The organism is Mycobacterium sp. E3305 (assembly GCF_001666785.1).
Taxonomy (GTDB): Bacteria; Actinomycetota; Actinomycetes; order Mycobacteriales; family Mycobacteriaceae; genus Mycobacterium.
In genome coordinates this window covers 23,457-44,046 of the sequence record NZ_LZJA01000159.1, presented here as the reverse complement: position 1 = coordinate 44,046, position 20,590 = coordinate 23,457, and the positions used below count along the sequence as shown (strand labels likewise).

At 72.5% G+C, this 20,590-nt stretch carries 12 protein-coding genes and 1 pseudogene; all 13 read right to left on the bottom strand.

The genetic code is table 11. From position 1 onward, the window contains the following. A partial coding sequence (locus A5701_RS15075) for a beta-ketoacyl synthase N-terminal-like domain-containing protein (RefSeq protein ID WP_197504987.1) occupies positions 1-969 on the bottom strand: 969 nt, incomplete at its 3' end. Between the two features lie 7 nt (positions 970-976). Next, entirely contained in the window at positions 977-7,330 is a 6,354-nt protein-coding gene (locus tag A5701_RS15070) for a type I polyketide synthase (RefSeq protein ID WP_067754909.1), read from the bottom strand. A gap of 44 nt (positions 7,331-7,374) precedes the next feature. Continuing rightward, the gene (locus A5701_RS15065) at positions 7,375-8,436 is read right to left on the bottom strand and encodes a type III polyketide synthase (RefSeq protein ID WP_067754907.1); all 1,062 of its coding nucleotides are present in this window, start codon (positions 8,434-8,436) and stop codon (positions 7,375-7,377) included. Positions 8,437-8,544: 108 nt separating this feature from the next. Then, positions 8,545-9,963, bottom strand: a complete 1,419-nt coding sequence (gene argH / locus A5701_RS15060; RefSeq protein ID WP_067754904.1) for an argininosuccinate lyase — start codon at positions 9,961-9,963, stop codon at positions 8,545-8,547. Continuing rightward, the gene (locus tag A5701_RS15055; RefSeq protein ID WP_067754900.1) at positions 9,960-11,168 is read right to left on the bottom strand and encodes an argininosuccinate synthase; all 1,209 of its coding nucleotides are present in this window, start codon (positions 11,166-11,168) and stop codon (positions 9,960-9,962) included. The genes argH and A5701_RS15055 overlap by 4 nt, the downstream gene beginning before the upstream one ends. Before the next feature lie 18 nt (positions 11,169-11,186). Next, on the bottom strand, positions 11,187-11,681 hold the full coding sequence (locus tag A5701_RS15050) for an arginine repressor (RefSeq protein WP_067754896.1): 495 nt from the start codon (positions 11,679-11,681) through the stop codon (positions 11,187-11,189). Further along, a complete protein-coding gene (gene argF, locus A5701_RS15045; RefSeq protein ID WP_067754893.1) occupies positions 11,678-12,607 on the bottom strand; it encodes an ornithine carbamoyltransferase in 930 nt (309 codons plus the stop codon). The genes A5701_RS15050 and argF overlap by 4 nt, the downstream gene beginning before the upstream one ends. After that, the gene (locus tag A5701_RS15040) at positions 12,604-13,782 is read right to left on the bottom strand and encodes an acetylornithine transaminase (protein ID WP_082969759.1); all 1,179 of its coding nucleotides are present in this window, start codon (positions 13,780-13,782) and stop codon (positions 12,604-12,606) included. Before A5701_RS15040 ends, argF begins: the two co-directional genes overlap by 4 nt. A 64-nt stretch (positions 13,783-13,846) precedes the next feature. Beyond that, the gene (gene argB / locus A5701_RS15035; protein ID WP_067754887.1) at positions 13,847-14,734 is read right to left on the bottom strand and encodes an acetylglutamate kinase; all 888 of its coding nucleotides are present in this window, start codon (positions 14,732-14,734) and stop codon (positions 13,847-13,849) included. Next, positions 14,731-15,942: a bifunctional glutamate N-acetyltransferase/amino-acid acetyltransferase ArgJ gene (gene argJ, locus A5701_RS15030; protein WP_067754877.1), complete on the bottom strand. Its 1,212-nt coding sequence runs from the start codon at positions 15,940-15,942 to the stop codon at positions 14,731-14,733. The genes argB and argJ overlap by 4 nt, the downstream gene beginning before the upstream one ends. Then, a pseudogene (argC, locus tag A5701_RS15025) lies at positions 15,939-16,998 on the bottom strand (N-acetyl-gamma-glutamyl-phosphate reductase). Before argC ends, argJ begins: the two are co-directional and overlap by 4 nt. A gap of 36 nt (positions 16,999-17,034) precedes the next feature. Next, positions 17,035-19,521: a phenylalanine--tRNA ligase subunit beta gene (gene pheT / locus A5701_RS15020; protein ID WP_067754871.1), complete on the bottom strand. Its 2,487-nt coding sequence runs from the start codon at positions 19,519-19,521 to the stop codon at positions 17,035-17,037. Next, positions 19,521-20,564, bottom strand: coding sequence for a phenylalanine--tRNA ligase subunit alpha (gene pheS, locus A5701_RS15015; protein ID WP_067754869.1), 1,044 nt, complete (start codon positions 20,562-20,564; stop codon positions 19,521-19,523). Before pheS ends, pheT begins: the two co-directional genes overlap by 1 nt. Between the last annotated feature and the right edge of the window lie 26 nt (positions 20,565-20,590).

Below are 20,590 nucleotides of genomic sequence, written 5' to 3'. Positions count from 1 at the left end.
GGCCAGGGCCGCCCGGATCACCCGCTGCTGGGACGGCCCGTTCGGTGCGGTCAGCCCGTTGGAGGCGCCGTCCTGGTTGACCGCCGAACCGCGTAGCACCGCGACCACCGGATGCCCCAGCCGTCGCGCGTCGGCGAGGCGCTCCAGCACCAGGACGCCCGCGCCCTCCGACCACGACGTGCCGTCCGCGGCGCCGGCGTAAACCTTGCACCGGCCGTCGGGGGCCAGCGCCCGTTGCCGGCTGAATTCCACGAACGCGGCCGGGGTGGCCATCACCGTCACGCCTCCGGCGAGCGCCAGGTCACACTCCCCCGAGCGCAGCGACTGTGCCGCCAAATGCATGGCCACCAGCGAGGACGAACACGCCGTATCGATCGACACCGCGGGGCCTTCCAGCCCCAGCACGTACGACACCCGCCCCGAGGTCACGCTCAGGGTCGAACCGGTCAGCCCGTAGCCCTCCAGCTCCCCCTTCACCTCGCCGCCGTAGCCGGCGTGGATGACCCCGGCGAACACGCCGGTCGCCGAGCCGCGCAAGGCCAGCGGGTCAATCCCCGCCCGCTCCAACGCCTCCCAGGAGATCTCCAGCATCAACCGCTGCTGGGGATCCATCGCCAGGGCCTCGCTGGGGCCCACCCCGAAGAAGCCCGCGTCGAAGGCCGCGGCGTCGCGCAGGAAGCTGCCCTGGCGGGTGTACATCTTCCCGGCCGCGTCGGGATCCGGGTCGTAGAGCCCCTCGACATCCCAGCCGCGATCCGCCGGGAAGTCCGACACCGTGTCGCGGCCGTCGTTCACCAGCTCCCACAGCGCCTCCGGCGAATCGACCCCGCCGGCGTACCGGCACGCCATGCCCACCACCGCGATCGGTTCGGACAGCTTGCCTTCCAGCTCCGCTACGCGTCGCCGCGCCCGACGGAGATCCGCCGTCAGGCGTTTCAGGTAGTCGACGTGCTGCGTGGTATCCGGCATCGCGGTCTCAGCGGCCGAGTTCTTCATCGAGGATGGCAAAGAGTTGGCTTTCGGTGGCGGCGTCGAGGTCGGCGTCAAGGCCCTCGGGGTCGAGGTGATCGGCGGGGCCCACGGCCGCGAGCAGAGTCTGCAGGCGGGCCCGCAGCGCCGCCCTGTCGGATGGGTCCCAGTCGGTCCGGCCGAGCAACGCCTGCAATTCGCGGGTGATGTCGGTGAAGCGGGCCATCAGGTCGGGCTGGTCGTCAACCGGGTCGGCGGACAGGTGGCCGTCGAGGTGCCCGGCCAGCGCGGCCGGCGTGGGGTAGTCGAAGATCAGCGTGGGCGAAAGGGTAAGGCCGGTAGCCGTTTTCAGCCGGTTGCGCAGTTCGACCGCGGTGAGCGAATCGAAGCCGAGGTCGCCGAAGGCGCGGCCCGGGTCGATGTCGGCGGGGTTGGGCAGGCCCAGCACGGTCGCCGCGTTCGCGCGGACCAGGTCGACCAGCTCGCGGTGGCGGGCCTCGGGGGTCAGGCCGTGCAGGCGCGCGGCGAGACCGGTCAGCAGGGCGGTCGCGTCGGCGTCGTCGACGACGCGGCGGGTGGTGCGGGTGGCCAGCTCGCTCAGCAGCGGCGGCAGCGCGGCGGCGTTGTCGGACAGGGCGATCCGATCCAGGCGGGCGGCCATCAGCACCGGGGCCTCGAGCAGCATGCCGGCGTCGAAGGATTCCAGCGCCTGCTGGGTGGACAGTGGCGCGATGCCGAGCCGGCTCATCCTGGCCTTGTCGCGCTCGCCGAGGTGCGCCGTCATCGCCGACGCCTGCTCCCACAGGCCCCAGGCCAGCGACAGGCCCGCGAGCCCGTGCGCCCGCCGGTGGGTGCACAGGCCGTCGAGGAAGCTGTTGGCCGCCGCGTAGTTGGCTTGGCCCGGGGTGCCGACGATGCCGGCCATCGACGAGAACACCACGAACGCCGACACATCCAGGTCCCGGGTCAGCTCGTGCAGGTGCCAGGCCCCGTCGACCTTGGCCCGCAGCACCGCGTCCACCCGGTCCGGGGTCAGCGAGGCGATCAGCCCGTCGTCGAGGACGCCGGCCGCGTGCACCACACCGCGCAGCGGATACCGCGCCGGAACCTGGGCCAGCATCGCCGCGACGGCGTCTCGGTCCGCGACGTCGCAGGCGACCACCGACACCTCGGCGCCCGCCTCCCGCAACTCGTCCACCAGCTCCGCGACCCCCGCGGCCCCCGCGCCGGCCCGGCTGGCCAGCATCACGTGGCCGACGCGGTAGCGGTCGACGAGGTGGCGGGCCAGCGCCGAACCGGCCATGCCGGTGCCGCCGGTGATCACCACGCTGCCGCCGGCCAGCCCGCCACAGCCGCTGAGCACGGCGCCGGGCCCGGACGGGATGGTCAGCGCGACCTTGCCGATGTGCCGGGCCTGGCTGACGAACCGGTACGCCGCCGAAGCGCAGCGGACGTCGAAGGTTTTGAGCGGCAACGGTGTCACGGCGCCATCGCGCATCAGCTCCACGATCTGGGCCAGCATCGCCGCGGTGCGGTCGGGCCCGGCCTCCAGCAGGTCGAAGGCCTGGTACCGCGCGCCTCGATGCTCCCCGGCGACGACGCGCGGGTCGCGGACGTCGGTCTTGCCCATCTCGATGAACCGCCCGCCGGGGGCCAAGAGCCGCAGCGACGCGTCGGTGAACTCACCGGCCAGCGAGTTGAGCACCACGTCGACCCCGGCCCCGCCGGTGGCCGCCGAGAACTTCTCCGCGAAGTCCAGCGTCCGCGAATCGCCGATGTGGTCGTCGTCGAACCCCATGGCGCGCAGGGTGTCCCACTTGCCGCGGCTCGCGGTCGCGAACACCTCCGCGCCCCAGTGCCGCGCCAGCTGGACCGCGGCCATGCCAACCCCACCGGTGGCGGCGTGCACCAGCACCCGCTCGCCGGCCCGCAGGCCGGCCAGCACCGACAACCCGTAGAGCGCGGTGAGAAACACCACCGGGACACCCGCGGCCGTGACCAGCGACCAGCCCTGCGGCACCGCCGTGACCAATCGCCGGTCCACCACCGCCTCGGAACCGACCACGCCAAGCAGCCCCATCACCGCATCGCCGACCGCCAGGCCCTCGACGCCCGGACCGACCTCGACGACCACGCCGGCGCCCTCGGCCCCCAACTGTCCGCCGCCCGGGTACATGCCCAAGGCCACCAACACATCCCGGAAGTTCACGCCCACCGCGGCCACGGCCACGCGAACCTGCCCGGCCTCCAGTTCCACCCGCGGGCTCGGGGCCACCACCAGGTCCTCCAGCGTGCCCCCGCCGCCCGCGTCCAGCCGCCAGTCACCGGGCGGCAGCCGCAACACCGATCCGCCGCGGGCCTGCCGCATCCGGGCCGCGTAGGCCACGCCCGCGCGGACCACCAATTGCGGCTCGCCGCAACCGATCACGGCGCGGGCGTCCAACGAGCCGTCGGAGTCGATCAGCACCACCCGGCCCGGCTGCTCGGCCTGCGCCGAGCGGACCAGCCCCCACACCGCCGCACCGGCCAGGTCCGCCACGTCCTCACCGGCGAGCGCGACCGCCCCGCGGGTCTGCACCGCCAGCGTCCCGGACTCCGGATCGGCCAACCACGACTGCAGGACGCCGAGCGCCTCGGTGGTGGCCGCGTGCACGGACCGGACCGCGTGGGCGCCGTGCGCGCCCGGCTCCCACAGCGTGGCGTCGGAGCCCTTGTCGCTCAACGGTATCGGCGACCAGGCCACCTCGAAGAGCCCCTCGGCGGGCGCGGCGGCCGCGGCCAGCTGCCCGGCCGAGACCGGGCGCATCGCCAGCGATCGCACCGACAACACCGGCAGCCCGGACCCGTCGGCCAATTCGACCGACACCGCCCCGGTGCCGGACGGCGCTATCCGGACCCGCGCCCGCGAGGCGCCGCCCGCGTGCAGCGACACCCCCTGCCAGGAGAACGGCAACACGGTTTGCCCTTGTTCGGCGGCGACGCCCATCGCGTGCAGCGCCGCGTCCAGCAACACCGGATGTATCCCGAAGCCGCCGTCCTGACCGCCTGCCTCGTCCGGCACGGCGACGTCGGCGAAGATCTCGTCCCCCCGCCGCCACATCGCGTGCAGCCCACGGAAGGACCGGCCGTACTCGTAGCCGCGATCCGCGAGCCGCGCGTAGCCGTCGGCCACGTCCACCGGCGTCGCCCCCGCCGGCGGCCACACCGACAGGCCGGCGGACGGCGCGACCGCCGCCGGGCGCACCGAGCCGTGCGCGTGCAGCACCCACTCCGATTGCGCGCCCGCCGAATACACCGACAGCTCGCGCTCCCCCGACGCGGCGGGCGCGCCGACCACCACCTGCACCTGCACGCCGTCGGTCGCCGGCAGCACCAACGGGGCCGACAACGTCAGCTCCTCGATCGCCCCGCATCCGACCTCGTCGCCGGCGCGGATGGCCAGCTCCACGAACGCCGCGCCGGGGAACAACACGGTGCCGCCGACCGCGTGGTCGGCCAGCCACGGCTGAGCAGCCGTCGACAGCCGGCCGGTCAGCACCACCCCGCCGGAGTCGGGCCGCTGCACCACCGCGCCGACCAGCGCGTGCCGGGCGCCGGCCAGGCCCAGGGTGGCCACGTCGCCCGAACCGGTGGAGCCGCCCGGCAGCCAGAAGCGCTGCCGCGCAAAGCCGTACGTGGGCAGGTCGACGCGACGGCCGCCCAAACCGGCGATCGCGGCGCGCCAGTCCACGGGCACGCCCGCCACGTGGGCCTGGCCCGCCGATAGCCAGAACCGTTGCAGCGAACCGTCGTCGCGCCCCAGCGACGGGACCACCAAAGCGCCGGCGCCGCAGTCGGTCACGGTGTCCTCGACGGCGGCCAGCAGAACCGGGTGCGGGCTGGATTCGACGAAGACCCCGTACCCGGCGCCGCACGCGTTGCGCACGGCGCGCTCGAACTGGACGGTCTGCCGGATGCTGCGGTACCAGTAGTCGGCGTCCAGGGCGGCGGTGTCGAGCAGTTCGCCGGTCACGGTGGAGAACAACGCGACCGAGGACGTTCGCGGCGCGATGCCGGCCAGCGCCTCGGCCAGCGCCGGACGAATCGCGTCCACGTGCCGGGAGTGGGAGGCGTAGTCCACGTCGATGCGGCGGGCGCGCACGCCGTCGGCCTCACAACGGACCATCAACTCGTCGAGGGCGCCCACCTCACCGGACACCACCACCGCCGAAACCCCGTTGACGGCAGCGACATTCAACCGCTCGCCCCATCCGGCGATCAATTCCTCGGCCCGGCCCAGCCCGCATGCCAGCGACACCATGCCGCCCGCACCGGACAATTCCACCAGCAGCCGGCTGCGCAGCGCCACCACCCGGGCCGCGTCCTCCAGCGAGAGGGCGCCGGCCACATACGCCGCCGCGATCTCGCCCTGGGAGTGACCGATCACCGCGTCGGGGAGGACGCCCACCGAGCGCCACAACTCGGCCAGCGACACCATCACCGCCCACAGCGCCGGCTGCACCACGTCCACCCGGTCCAAGCCCGGCGCGCCGGGCGCACCGCGGATCACGTCGACCAGCGACCAGTCGACGTGTTCGGCGAGCGCCTTCTCGCAACGCTGCAGGTGTTCGGCGAAAACGGCCGAGCTGTCCAGCAATTCGGCTCCCATGCCGGCCCACTGCGACCCCTGCCCCGGGAACACGAACACCGTCTTGCCGACCGGCTGCGCCCGGCCCACCGCCGCGCCCGCACCCGGTTCGCCGGCCGCCACCTCGGCCAGCCCCGCGGCCAGACGCTCGCGGTCGGCGCCCACCAGCACCGCGCGGTGCTCGAAACGCGACCGCGTCGACACCAACGACCACGCCACGTCGACCACCCGCAGACCCGGGTCGTCGTTCACCCGGGCCAGCAGCCGGGACGCCTGGTTGGCCAGCGCGTCGGCCGATCGGGCCGACAGCACCCACGGCGCGGGGGCGTCATCACCCGCCGGCGCGGGGCTTTCGGGCGGCGGCTGCTCGATGATGACGTGGGCGTTGGTGCCGCTGATCCCGAAGGACGACACCCCCGCGCGGCGAGGCCGGTCCCGCGCCGGCCAGTCCCGCGCCTCGGTCAGTAGCGACACCGCCCCCGCCGACCAATCCACGTGCGGCGTAGGCACATCCACGTGCAACGTCTTGGGCATCACCCCGTGGCGGATCGCCTGCACTATCTTGATCACCCCGCCGGCGCCGGCCGCCGCCGACGTGTGACCCATGTTGGACTTGATCGACCCCAGCCACAGCGGCTCGGACCGGTCCTGCCCGTACGTCGCCAAGACCGCCTGCGCCTCGATCGGATCCCCGAGGGTGGTGCCCGTCCCGTGTCCCTCCACCAGGTCCACGTCCGCCGCCCGCAGGCGCGCGTCGGCCAGCGCGGCGCGGATCACCCGTTGCTGCGACGGCCCGTTCGGCGTCGCCAGCCCGTTCGAGGCGCCGTCCTGGTTGACCGCGGATCCGCGCAGCAGCGCCAGCACGGTATGCCCCGACCGCTGCGCGTCGGACAACCGTTCCAGCACCAGCACGCCGACGCCTTCGGAGAAACCGGTGCCGTCGGCGGCGCCCGCGTACGCCTTGCACCGCCCGTCGGCGGCCAGCGCACGCTGCCGGCTGAACTCGATGAACATCGCCGGGGTGGCCATCACCGTCACGCCGCCGGCCAGCGCCAGGTCGCACTCGCCGGCCCGCAGCGATCGCGCCGCCAGGTGCATGGCCACCAACGACGACGAGCAGGCCGTGTCGACGGAAATGGCCGGGCCCTCCAGGCCCAGTTCGTAGGCAACCCGGCCCGATGCCACGCTCAGCGTCGAACCGCGCAGCCCGTAGCGCTCCAGGTGGCCCGGCACCCTGCCCTGGCCGCCGTACGAGCCGTGGAAGATGCCGGCGAACACGCCGGTGGCCGAACCGCGCAGGGTGACGGGGTCAATCCCGGCCCGCTCCAACGCCTCCCAGGACACCTCCAGCAACAGCCGTTGCTGCGGGTCCATCGCGAGCGCCTCGCTGGGCGCGATGCCGAAGAACGCGGCGTCGAAGTCGGCCACGTCGGCCAGGAAGCCGCCGCAGCGGGCATAGGACTTGCCCACCGCGTCGGGGTCGGGATCGAACAGGCCAACCAGGTTCCAGCCGCGGTCGGCCGGGAAGTCCGAGACCACATCGCGGCCCTCGGCCACCATCCGCCACAGGGCCTCCGGCGAATCCACCCCACCCGGGTACCGGCAACCCATCCCCACCACCGCCACGGGTTCGGTTGCCGCGGCGAGGTATTCGCGGGCCTCGCGCTTCAGCCGCTCGTTTTCCTTGAGCGAGGCGCGGAGGGCCTTAACGAGCTCCTCGGGGTCGGCGGTCATGACAGCACTGAAGGTGTGGGGGGCACAGGAAGCAACGCCTTAGTTCAGTGCCAGCGCAGCAACACGAGTTCGGAGCAGAATCCCGGACCCATCGCGATCATCAGGCCGGGGCTCCCGCTGGGCGGCGGCTTGGCCAGCGTGTCCCGCAGCACGTGCAGCACCGAGGCCGACGAAAGATTGCCGATCTCACCCAGCGAGCGCCAGGTCAGTTCAAGCGCGTCAGGCGGAAGGCTCAGGCTCGCGTTGATGGCGTCGATGATCTTCGGGCCGCCGGGATGGCTGACCCAGGCGCCGATGTCGGTCGTCGTCAGCCCGTGGGCGCCGAGGAAGCCGGTGACGTCCTGCTCAATGTGCTCCTCGACCACCTCGGCCAGGTCCTTGGCCAGGACCAGCTCGAACCCGGCCGCGCCGACGTCGTAGCCCATGGTGCGCAGCGAATCGGGGTAGAGCGTGCTGCGCGAGTCCAGGATGCTGGGCCCGCCCGCGGCCACCTTTTCCGCGCGCCGCTCGCCGACGGCGACCACCGCGCCCGCCCCGTCGGCGAACAGCGCGCTGCCGACCAGGCCGGGCAGCGACGGCTTGTATCCCGGATAGGTCAGGGAGCAGAGCTCGACCGAGATCAGGGCCGCGGCGGCGTCGGGCGCCCCGCGCAGGTAGTCGTGCAGCCGGGCCACGCCCGCGGCGCCGGCCACACAACCGAGGCCGAACAGCGGCACGCGGCGCACGTCGTCGCGCAGGCCCAGCCGCCCGGCGATCCGGGCGTCCAGGGACGGCACCGCGAGGCCGGTGACCGTCGTCGTGATCAACACGTCCAGGTCCTGCGGCCGCATGCCGGCCTCGTCGAGGGCGCCCGAGAGGGCCTCGCAGCCGAGGTCGACGGCGTTTTCGATGAAGATGCGGTTCGCCTGGCCGAAGTCGGTCAGCGCGGGATAGCGCTCCAGCGGCAGCACCAGGTGGCGGCTGTTGACCTTGGCGCTGGCGTGCAACTGCCGGACGATGTCCTCGTAGCCCTCGAATTCGGGGATGCTGACGAAGAAGTCCGTGAGCTCGCGCTGGGAGTAGCGATACGGCGGCAAGGCACCGAATACGCCGGCAACGACGCTCATTGGTCCCACCCCTTGGTGACGAAGTTCTGGCCCGACAGGTTCAGCCGCATCGCTTGAGCGGGAATTCTAGTCCGGTTCAAATTTACCGGCGCGTAAATCGACGTCATCTCATGCCCCGTCGCCGAGCCGCGCTCTGAGCTGCTCACACTCGGCCAGGACGGCTTCGAGCTGCTCGGCGACCCGGGCGGGGGCGGTCCCACCCCGCCGGTCGCGCGAGGACACCGAGCCCTCGATCGTCAACACCTCGCGCACCTCGGGCGTCAGCTCGGGGCTGATGGCGGCCAATTCGTCGTCGGTGAGCTCGTCGAGCCCGACGGCGCGCCCCTCGGCCGCGCGCACGGCGGCCCCGGCGGCCTCGTGTGCGGATCGGAACGGCACCCCCCGGCGCACCAGCCATTCGGCGATGTCGGTGGCCAGCGTGTACCCGGCCGGGGCCAGCGCCGCCATCCGCTCGACGTCGAACGTCAGGCTGGCCACCAGGCCCGCCATCGCCGGCAGCACCAGCTCCAGCTGGGCCACCGAGTCGAAGACCGGCTCCTTGTCCTCCTGCAGGTCACGGTTGTAGGCCAGCGGCTGCGCCTTCAGCGTCGCCAGCAGCCCGGCCAGGTTGCCGATCAGCCGCCCGGACTTCCCGCGGGCCAGCTCGGCGATGTCGGGGTTCTTCTTCTGCGGCATGATCGAGCTGCCGGTGGACCACGAATCGTGCAGCCGGACGTAGCCGAACTCCGTCGAGCTCCACAGGATGATGTCCTCGGCCAGCCGCGACAGGTCCACCGCGATCATCGCGAACACGAACGCGGCCTCGGCGGCGAAATCCCGGGCCGCGGTCGCGTCGATGGAGTTGTCCGCGGCCTCCGCAAAACCCAGCTTGGCGGCGATCGCGTCCGGGTCCAACCCCAGCGACGAGCCGGCCAGCGCCCCGGAGCCGTACGGGGACACCGCGGCCCGCTTGTCGAAGTCCACGATGCGGTCGACGTCGCGCAGCAGCGGGTGCGCGTGGGCGAGCAGGTGGTGGGCCAGCAGGACCGGCTGGGCGGACTGCAGGTGCGTCTTGCCCGGCATGATCGCCGTCGGGTGCGCGGCGGCCTGGGCGGCGAGCGCGGCCACCACCTCCAGCGCCGCGTCGGCGACCCGGCGCACCGCGTCGCGCAGCCACATCCGGAACAGCGTGGCCACCTGGTCGTTGCGCGACCGCCCGGCCCGCAGCCGGCCGCCCAGGTCGGGGCCGACGCGGTCGATCAGCCCGCGCTCCAGCGCGGCGTGCACGTCCTCGTCGGTCACCAGCGGGGTGAAGCTGCCGTCGGCCACGTCCTCGGCCAGGCTGTCCAACCCGGCCAGCAGCCCGTCGCGCTGCTCTTCGGTGAGCAGCCCGGCGTGGAACAGGATCACGGTGTGGGCGCGCGAGGCGACGATGTCGTAGGGGGCCAGCACCCAGTCGAAGTGAGTGGACTTGCTCAGGGCGGCCAGCGCGTCCGACGGGCCGTCGGCGAACCGGCCGCCCCACAGCGAGCCCTCGCGCGTGCTCACGCTTCGTCGGCCGCCAGGTCCCGCCGGGACGCGATCTTCGACGACAGCCCGTGCACGTAGACGAAGCCCTTGGCGGCCGACTGGTCGAAGGAGTCGCCCTCGTCGTAGGTGGCCAGGTTGAAGTCGTAGAGCGACTGCGCGCTGCGCCGGCCGTTGACGGCGATGTGCCCGCCGTGCAACACCATTCGGATCTCGCCCGTGACGTGCTCCTGGGTCTTTTCGACGAAGGCTTCCAGCGCGGTCTTCAGTGGCGAGTACCAAAGTCCGTCGTAGACCAGCTCGGCCCAGCGCTGGTCGGTGTGCCGCTTGAACCGGCCCAGTTCGCGTTCCAGCGTGACGTGCTCGAGCTCGGTGTGCGCGGTGATCAGCACCATCGCGCCGGGAGCCTCGTAGATCTCGCGGCTCTTGATGCCCACGAGCCGGTCCTCGACCACGTCGAGCCGACCGACCCCCTGGCAGCCGGCGCGGCGGTTGAGCTCCTCGATGGCGGCCAGCACCGACACCGGTTTGCCGTCGATGGACACCGGGACCCCGCGCTCGAACCCGACGATCACCTCGTCGGGTGTGTTCCAGTTGATCGTGGGATCTTCGGTGTAGGCGTAGATGTCCTTGGTGGGCGCGTTCCAAAGGTGTTCCAGGAAGCCGGTTTCCACGGCGCGGCCCCACACGTTCTGGTCGATGGAAAACGGCGAGCGCTTGGTCACGTTGATCGGGATGGCGTTCTCCTCGGCGAACGCGATCGCCTTCTCCCGGGTCCACGCGTAGTCGCGGACGGGCGCCAGCACCTCCAAATCCGGTGCCAGCGAAGCGAATCCGACCTCGAACCGGACCTGGTCGTTGCCCTTGCCGGTGCAGCCGTGCGCGACGGTGGTGCCGCCGTGCTCGCGGGCGGCCGCCACCAGGTGCTTGGCGATCAGCGGTCGGCTGATGGCCGACACCAGCGGGTAGCGGTCCATGTAGAGCGCATTGCTCAGGATGGTGGGCAGGCAGTAGCCCTCGGCGAACTCGTCCCGGGCGTCGACGACGACGGCCTCCACCGCGCCGCAGTCCAGGGCGCGCTGGCGGACGACCTCCATGTCCTCGCCGCCCTGGCCGAGGTCGATCGCCACGGCCACCACCTCGCGGCCGGTCTCCTTGCCGATCCAGCTGATCGCGACCGACGTGTCCAGCCCGCCGGAATACGCCAGGATGACGCGATCTGACATGAACCAATCTCCTTAGTTTTAGGTGAGCTCTTCCAGGGTGCGGGCCAGCTCGGCGCCGGTCATCGGCTCTCGGGCGGCCACGAAGACGGTGTCGTCACCGGCGATGGTGCCGACGACGTACGGTAGCGCCGCGCGGTCGATCGCGCTGGCCAAATAGTTGGCGCCGCCCGGCGGGGTGCGCAGCACCGCAAGGTTGGCGCTGGCGTCGGCCGACACCAGCAGCTCGCTCAGCAGCCGGGACAGCCGCGCGGTGCCGCCGGACACCCCGCGCACCGGGCTGCCGTCCTCGGGAACGATGTAGACCCCGACGCCGCCGTCGGCGCCGCGCAGCTTCACCGCGCCCAGCTCCTCGAGGTCGCGTGACAGCGTGGCCTGGGTGACCTCGATGCCCTCGTCGGCCAGCCGGGCCGCCAGCTCGCTCTGGCTGCTGATGGACGCCGACGACAGGATCGCGACGATGCGGTCCTGCCGGCCGGCCCGGGTGATTTCGGCGGTGGCCTTCGAGCGGGTCATTGCGCCCGCTCCAGCAGCCACACCAGCAGCGCCTTCTGGGCGTGCAGCCGGTTCTCGGCCTCGTCCCACACCACGCTGGCCGGCCCGTCCATCACGGCGTCGGTGATCTCGTCACCGCGGTGGGCCGGAAGGCAATGCAGCACAATGGCTTCCGGGTCGGCGAGGTCCAGCAGCCGCTCGGTGACCTGGAACGGCCGGAACGGTGTGAGGCGGTCGAGCCCGTCGCCCTCCTGCCCCATCGACGTCCAGGTGTCGGTCACCAGGACGTCGGCGCCGCGCGCGGCTGCGTCGGCGTCGGCGGTGAGGGTGACCGAGGCGCCGGTGGATTCGGCGCGTTGGGTCGCGGCCGCGACGAAGGCCGGGGCGGGGGCGAAGCCGTCCGGCGCGGCGATCGTGACGTGCACGCCGGCGGTGACCCCGCCCAGCAGCAGCGAGTGGGCCATGTTGTTGGCGCCGTCGCCGAGGTAGGACATCCGCAGTCCCGCGAGCGATCCCTTGTGTTCGGTGATGGTCTGCAGGTCGGCGAGCACCTGGCAGGGATGGAAGTCGTCGGAGAGCGCGTTGACCACCGGCACCGTCGCCGCCTCGGCCATGGCCTCGAGCCGGCCCTGTTCGAAGGTCCGCCACACGATCGCGTCGACGTAGCGGGACAGCACCCGCGCGGTGTCGCCCAGCGTCTCGTCGCGGCCCAGCTGGGTGCTGCGGGCGTCGACGACGACGGCGTGCCCGCCGAGCTGGGCGATGCCCACTTCGAAGGAGAACCGAGTGCGGGTGGAGTTCTTGTCGAAGAGCACCGCGACGCCGCGCGGCCCCTCCAGCGGGCGCCAGCCGAACGGGTCCTTCTTGAGTTCGGCGGCCAGCTGCAGCACCTCGGCCTGCTCCTGGGGGGACAGGTCGTCGTCGCGCAGGAAATGGCGCGGTGTCATGCCGCGGCCCTGTCCAGGATGCCCGGCAGGGCCGCGACGAAGCCGTCGAGCTGGGATTCGGTGACGATCAGGGGCGGCGCCAGCCGGATGACGTCGGGCGCGGCGGCGTTGACCAGGAACCCGGCCGCGCGCGCGGCGCTTTCGGCCTCCTTGGCCCGCGGCGCGGTCAGCACGATGCCCTGCAGCAACCCACGGCCGCGGACGTGGTCGACCAGCGGGTGATTCAGCGATTCGATGCCGTGCCGCACCGACTTGCCCAGCACCTCGGCGTGCCGGGTCAGGTCCTCGTCCGCGATCACCCGCAGCACCGCCCGCGCCGCAGCCGCGCAGATCGGGTTGCCGCCGAAGGTGCTGCCGTGCAGGCCGGGGGTCATCAGCTCGGCGGCCGACCCGACGGCCAGGCAGGCGCCGATCGGCAGGCCGCCGCCGAGCCCCTTGGCCATGGTGACGACGTCGGGTGTGATGCCTTCGTGCTGATGGGCGAAAAAGGCTCCGGTGCGGCCCATTCCGGTCTGCACCTCGTCGAGCACCAGCAGCGCGCCATGCCGCGAGGTGATGTCGCGGGCGGCGGTCAGGTAACCCTCGGGCGGGACGACGACGCCGCCCTCCCCCATGATCGGCTCGAGGAAGACCGCGGCGGTGGCGTCGTCGACCGCGGCGGCCAGCGCGTCGGCGTCCCCGTAGGGCACGTGCGTGACGTATCCCGGCAGTGGCTCGAACGGCGCCTGCTTGCTCGGCTGACCGGTCAGCGCCAGCGAGCCCATGGTGCGGCCGTGGAAACCGCCTTGCGCCGCAACCAGTTTCGTGCGTCCGGTCAGCCGCGACAGCTTGAACGCCACCTCGTTGGCCTCGGTCCCCGAATTGCAGAAGAACACCCGCGTCGGCGCCCCGGTTTCGTCGGAGGCGCCCAGCAGGTTCACCAGCTCCTCGGCCAGCGCGACGCCCGGTTCGCTCGCGTACAGGTTGGAGGTGTGGCCCAGCGTCGCCATCTGGTGTGTGACGGCGTCGATGACCGCGGGGTGGCGATGGCCCAGGACGTTGACGGCGATGCCCCCGAGCAGATCCAGGTAGGTGTTGCCGTCCACGTCGGTGACAACGGCGCCGTCACCGCTGGCCAATGCCAGCGGCGGGGTGCCGTAGTTGTTCATCATCACGGCTTCCCAGCGCTGCTGCATCACATCCCCTTCAGTAATACGCCGCTCCTCCCCGTCACTGCGTTCCGCATCGTCGCCGGCGAAGTCACGCGCTCACGACCTTGGTGCCGGTGCCCGCGTCCGTGAAAAGCTCCACCAGCACACAGTGTTCGACCCGCCCGTCGATGACGTGCGCGCTCGGCACGCCCGCCGTGACGGCCCGCAGGCACGCCTCGACCTTGGGGATCATGCCCGCCTCCAGCGTGGGGAGCAGTTGCGAGAGTGTGGCCGTGTCGATCTCGCTGACCAACGAACCGCGATCGGGCCAGCTGGTGTAGAGGCCCTCGACGTCGGTGAGCATCAACAGCTTTTCGGCGCGCAGGGCCTCCGCGAGGGCCGCCGCCGCGGTGTCGGCGTTGATGTTGTGCACCACACCCTCGGCGTCCGGGGCCAGCGTCGACACCACCGGAATGCGGCCCGCCGTAATCAGATCCAGCACCGCGGCGGTGTTGACCCGCTCGACGTCGCCCACCAGCCCGATGTCGGTGGCCACTCCGTCCACGGTGACGCTGCGCCGCACGGCGGTGAACAGCTGCGCGTCCTCCCCGGTGATGCCGACGGCGTACGGCCCGTGCGCGTTGATCAGGTTGACCAGTTCGCGGCCCACCTGGCCGAACAGCACCATCCGCGCCACGTCGAGCACTTCCGGTGTGGTGACCCGGAATCCGCCCTTGAAGTCGCCTTCGATCCCGAGGCGGCGCAGCATGGCGGTGATCTGCGGGCCGCCGCCGTGCACGACGACGGGCAGGATGCCGCAGTTGCGCAGGAAGGCCATGTCGGCGGCGAACGCGTGCCGCAGCGTGTCGTCGGTCATGGCGTTGCCGCCGTACTTGATGACGACGACCTTGCCGTACAGCTGCTTGAGCCAGGGCAGCGCCTCGGCCAGCACCTGGGCCTTGACGGCGGTGGACAACTCGTGAGTGTTGACCGTCATGAGCTGTAGGCCGAGTTCTCTTCGACGTAGGCGTGCGAGAGGTCGGTGGTGCGGACGGCGGCGGTGCCGTCGCCCACCCCCAGGTCGACGGTGATGTCGATGTCGGCGCCGGACAGGTCCACCTCGCGCGCGCCCGGCGCCCCGACCCCGTCGACGCACACGGCAAATCCATTGAACGACACGGTGATTCGATCCGGATCCAGCGTCACCGGCGCCATGCCGACGGCGGCCAGCACCCGGCCCCAGTTGGGGTCGGACCCGAAGACCGCGGTCTTGACCAGGCTGTCGCGGGCGATCACCCGCGCGGCGGTCAGCGCGTCGTCCTCGGCGGCGGCCCCGGTCACGGTCACGGTGACGCGTTTGGTGACGCCCTCGGCGTCGGCCTGCAGCTGCGCGCACAGGTCGTCGCACACGCGCAGCACGGCGTCGTCCAGATCGGCCTGGGTCGGGGCGATTTCGCTGGCCCCGGACGCCAGCAGCAGCACGGTGTCGTTGGTCGAACAGCTGCCGTCGATGTCCAGCCGGTCGAAGGTGCGCGCGGTGGCCCGGCGCAGCGCCCGGTCGAGCGCGGCCGGCTCGACGGCCGCGTCGGTGGTGAGCACGCAGAGCATGGTGGCCAGCGACGGCGCCAGCATGCCGGCGCCCTTGGCCATCCCGCCGACGGTCCAGTTGCCGGCGTGGTGCAGCGCAACCTGTTTCGGCACGGTGTCGGTGGTCATGATCGCGCGCGCGGCCTCGTCGCCGCCGCTCAGCCCGCCGGCCATGTCCTGCACGATCGCCCGGACCCCGGCCAGCACCTTGTCCATCGGCAACCGGTCACCGATCAGCCCGGTGGAGCACACCGCGACCTCGATGGCCCCGGTCTCGGTTCCCCAGTCCGACAATGCGGCCGCGACCGCCTCGGCGGTGGCATGGGTGTCCTGGAAGCCGCCCGGGCCGGTGCAGGCGTTGGCGCCGCCGGAGTTGAGGATCACCGCGCGCAAGGCGCCGGTGGTCAGCGCCTGCTGGGTCCACAGCACCGGCGCGGCCTTGACCTTGTTGCGGGTGAACACGCCGGCGGCCGCGTAGTCGGGTCCCTCGTTGAAGACCAGGGCCAGGTCGCGGTTGCCCGACGCCTTGATGCCGGCGGCGATCCCCGCGGCCCGGAACCCGGCCGGCGCGGTGACGCCCTGTTCGCGCACCAAGCGCGCCTCGGCTGTGTGGGTCACGGCGCGACCCCGACCACCGAAAGGCCTTGCGCCTCCGGCCAACCCAGCGCCAAGTTCATCGCCTGCACGGCCGCGCCGCCGGTGCCCTTGACCAGGTTGTCGATGGCGGCGATGGCCACGAACGTCTCGGCGGCCTCGTCCACCGCGACGGCGATGTGCGCCGCGTTGCTGCCGATCACCGAGCCGGTGCGGGGCAGCTGGCCCTCGGGCAGCAGGTAGACGAAAGGCTCCGCGTCGTACGCCTTTTCGTAGGCGGCGCGCAGCTGCGACAGCGGCGCGCGGGTGCGCGCGGTGCAGGTGGCCAGGATGCCGCGCGACGTCGGGATCAGCACCGGGGTGAACGACACGGTGACGTCGCGGTCGCTGACCGCCCGCAGGCCCTGGGCGATCTCGGGGGTGTGCCTATGCGCCCCCGCGATGTTGTAGGCGCGGGCGGACCCGATGACCTCGGAGCCCAGCAGGTCGGTCTTGGCGGCCCGGCCCGCACCCGAGGTGCCGCTGACGGCGACGACGGTGACGGCGGGCTCGATCAGGTCCTCGGCGACCGCGGGGAGCAGCGCCAGCAGCGCCGCGGTCGGGTAGCAGCCCGGCACCGCGATGCGGCGGGCGCCGCGCAGGCGGTCCCGCGCGCCCGGCAGCTCCGGCAGCCCGTAGGGCCAGCTGCCGGCGTGCGGGGACCCATAGAACCGCTCCCAGGCGGCGGCGTCGGTGAGCCGGAAGTCGGCGCCGCAGTCGATGATCACGGTGTCGGGGCCGAGCTGTTCGGCCAGCGCGGCCGAGTGCCCGTGCGGCAGGGCCAGGAACACCACGTGGTGGCCGGCGAGCACCGCGGGTTCGGTGGGCTCGACCACCCGCTGCGCCAGCGGCGTGAGATGCGGGTGGTGCTCGCCCAGCGGGCTGCCCGCGCTGGTCGCGGCGGTCAGCGACCCGATGACGAGGCGTCCGTCGGCGTAGGCCGGATGCCCCAGCAGCAGCCGCAGGATCTCACCGCCCGCATAGCCGCTGGCCCCGGCAACCGCCACCCTCAATACGTCGGCCATTCCGCCGATTCTGCATGGTTATGCAATGCTTTGCAAATCCATTACCAGGGGGTCAGGCCCGCAACTCGGCGCCGACCGCCTCGGCGGCGCGGCGCACCGCGGCGTCGCGGGCCGCGCTGGCGTCGTCCTCGGTCAGGGTGCGGTCCGGCGCCCGGAACCGCAGCGCGAAGGTCAGCGATTTGCGGTCCTCCCCGACCTGCGGGCCGGTGAAGACGTCGAAGAGTTGCAGGTCTTCCAGCAGCTCACCGGCGCCCTCCCGGACGGCGTCGGCCACCGCCTGAGCCGGCACGTGCGCGGGCACCACCAGGCTGACGTCCTGGAAGACGGCCGGGAAGGGCGACACCCTGGGTGCGGGCAGCGCCTCGACGATCGGGATCGCGTCGAGGTCGAGCTCGACAGCGCAGGCGCCTTTGGGCAGTCCGGAGCGCTCGATGACCGCCGGGTGCAGCTGGCCGGCGTGGCCGACGACCGTCTCCCCGACGAGCACCTCGGCGCAGCGGCCGGGGTGCCACGGCAGGTGCTGGGCCGCCCGCAGGCTCACCTCGACCCCGCTGGCGCGGGCGATGATGCGGGCCGCCTCGAACGCGTCGGCGGCTTCGACCCGGCGGCCGGGACCCCACGGGCCGCGCCGCTCCCGCAGTCCCGCCAGCACCACGGCCACATGCTGCGGTTGCCGGGGCAACGAGGCGTCCAGCATGGCGACCTCTTCGTCGGTGGGCCGCCGGTGCACGGGGATCGGCTGGACGCCGCGGGTCTGCTCGGTCGGTTGCACAACCTGCGCCAGCGCGTACAACGCGACGTCCACCAGACCGCGGGACACGTTGCGCACCAACGCTTCCAGCAGCGCGGGCAGCAGTGTGGTCGCGAGGTGCGGGCGGTCGGCCTCCAGCGGGTTGAGCACCCGGGTGGTCGAGCGCCGGGGATCGTCGGCCGGCAGGCCCCACAGGTCGAACACGCCGGCGGGCAGGAACGGCGTCGGCAAGATCTCGACGTAGCCGGACTGGGCGAGCGATCTGCCGATGGCGCGGCGACGCTTCTGCCTCGCGGTGAGGCCCCGGCCCGCCGGAGCGGCGGGCAGCACCGACGGGATGGCTTCCAGCCCCTCCAGGCGCAGCACCTCCTCGACGAGATCGGCGGGCTGCACCAGGTCGGGCCGCCAGCTCGGCGGCGTCACGATCAGCGTTTCGCCGTCATCGCTCACCGAGGCCCCGATCTGCGCCAGCCGCCGCGCCGCGGTACCCGGCGGGTAGGCGACCCCGGCGACGCGGTCGGGCAGGTCGGCGGGGATCCGGATCGGCGGGAGCGACCAGTCGTCGGTCGGCGGCTCGCCCCGCCAATCGGTCAACTCGTCCGACACCGCTCCCCCGGCGATGTCGACGAGCAGCGCGGCGCAGCGGTCCAGGGCGGCGACCGAGATCGCCGGGTCCACCCCGCGTTCGTAGCGCCGGGCCGCCTCGCTGGGCAGGTGCAGACGGCGCTGCGTGCGCGAGACGGCGGCCGGGTCCCACACGGCGGCCTCCAGTAGCACGTTCGTGGAATCGGCGCGGACCTCGGTGCTCGCCGCGCCCATCACGCCGCCGATCGCCGCGGTCGCCCGGTCGTCGACGATGAGGACGTCGGCCGGATCGAGCCGGCGCTCGACGTCGTCGAGGGTGACGACGGTCTCGCCGGGGCGGGCGAACCGCACGCCGAGGCCCCCGGAGATGCGGTCGCGGTCGTGCGCGTGCATCGGGTGGCCGAGCTCGAGCATCACGTAGTTGGTGACGTCCACCGCCGGGGAGGCCGCGCGGATGCCGGCCAGCAACAGCCGCCGCTGCAGCCACCAGGGCGACACGGCGGCGGGGTCGATGCCGGTCACCGGGCGCAGGGCGAACCGGCGGACACCGGTTTCGGGCTGCACGGTCAACGGCCAGGCCTCGCCGTTGGCGGGCAACTGCTTCACGTCTGCGGGATCGACGAAGTCGAGGCCGTAGGCGCAGGCGATCTCGCGGGCCAGCCCGCGCACCGACATGCAGTAGCCGCGGTCGGGGGTGATCGCCAGGTGGAAAACCACGTCGTCCAACCCCAGCACCGCGGCGCCGTCGGCGCCCGGGTCGGCGGTGCCCGGCGGCAACACCAGGATGCCGGAATGGTCGGCGCCCAAACCCAATTCGGCCGCCGAGCAGATCATGCCGTCGGACTCGCGGCCGTAGGTCTTGCGCGCCGTAATGGCGAACCCGCCGGGCAGCGTGGTGCCCGGCAGCGCCACAACCACCAGGTCGCCGACGACGAAATTCGTTGCACCGCAAACGATATCGCGTGGCTCGGACTCGCCGACGTCCACCCGGCAAGCGCGGATCGGCTTCTTGAACCCGGTCAGCTCCTCGATGCCGGCCACCCGTCCGACGGTCAGCGGCCCGTCGACGGGGCCGAGCGTGACGACCTCCTCGACCTCGTGGCCGATGCCCACCAGCGTCTGTTCGAGGTCGGCGGCGGCGGCGTCCCAGTCCGGGGCGCCGGCTGCCACGATCTCCCGCAACCAGCTGTAGGGGATGCGCATCAGGCACCCACCCCGAAGGGCAGGGAGAACCGGACGTCGCCCTCGACCATGTCGCGCATGTCGGGGATGCCGTTGCGGAACTGCAGGGTGCGTTCCAGGCCCATCCCGAACGCGAACCCGGAGTACACCTCGGGGTCGATCCCCGCGGCCCGCAACACGTTCGGGTGCACCATGCCGCAGCCGCCCCATTCGACCCAGCCCGCGCCGCCCTTCTTGCCGACGAACCAGACGTCGACCTCGGCGGAGGGTTCGGTGAACGGGAAGAAGTGCGGCCGGATCCGGGTGCGGGCCTCGGGGCCGAACTCCGCGCGGGCGAACGCGTCGAGGGTGCCCCGCAGGTGCGCCATGGACAGCCCGCGATCCACCGCCAGCCCCTCGACCTGATGGAAGACGGGCGTGTGGGTGGCGTCGAGTTCGTCGGTGCGAAACGTGCGGCCGATGGAGATGATGTACACCGGCAGCTCGTGAGCCAGCAGGGTGCGCACCTGCACCGGCGAGGTGTGGGTGCGCAGCAGCTGCCGGGAATCGTCCGGCGCGATGTAGAACGTGTCCTGCTCGCTGCGCGCCGGGTGGTCGGCCGGGAAGTTCAGGGCGTCGAAGTTGAATTGTTCCGTCTCGACTTCGGGACCCTCGGCCAATTCCCAGCCCATCGCGACGAAGGTGTCGGCGATGTGCTCGGCCAGCTGGGTGATCGGGTGCCGGGCGCCGACCGGTTGCCGGGTCGACGGCAGCGTGACGTCGATGCCCTCGGCGGCCAGCACCGCCGCATCGCGCTCGGCGCGCAACACCGCCAGCCGTTCGTCGTAGCTGCGCTGGGTCTCGGTCCGCGCGGAGTTGACCCGCTTGCCGGCGTCGGCGCGCTCGTCCTTGGGGACGCCGCCGAGCGCCTGCCGGGCCAGCGCCAGCGGCGAGCGGTCGCCGAGGTGCTCGGTCTTGACGCGTGCCAGCGCCTCGAGATCGCCGGCGCGCGCGATCGCCTCCCGGGCGGCTTCGACCGCCTTGGCCAAGGCGTCCGGTGACAGGTCGACGGGCTGAGCACCCACGCGGCGACACTCTCCTTGCTGATGAG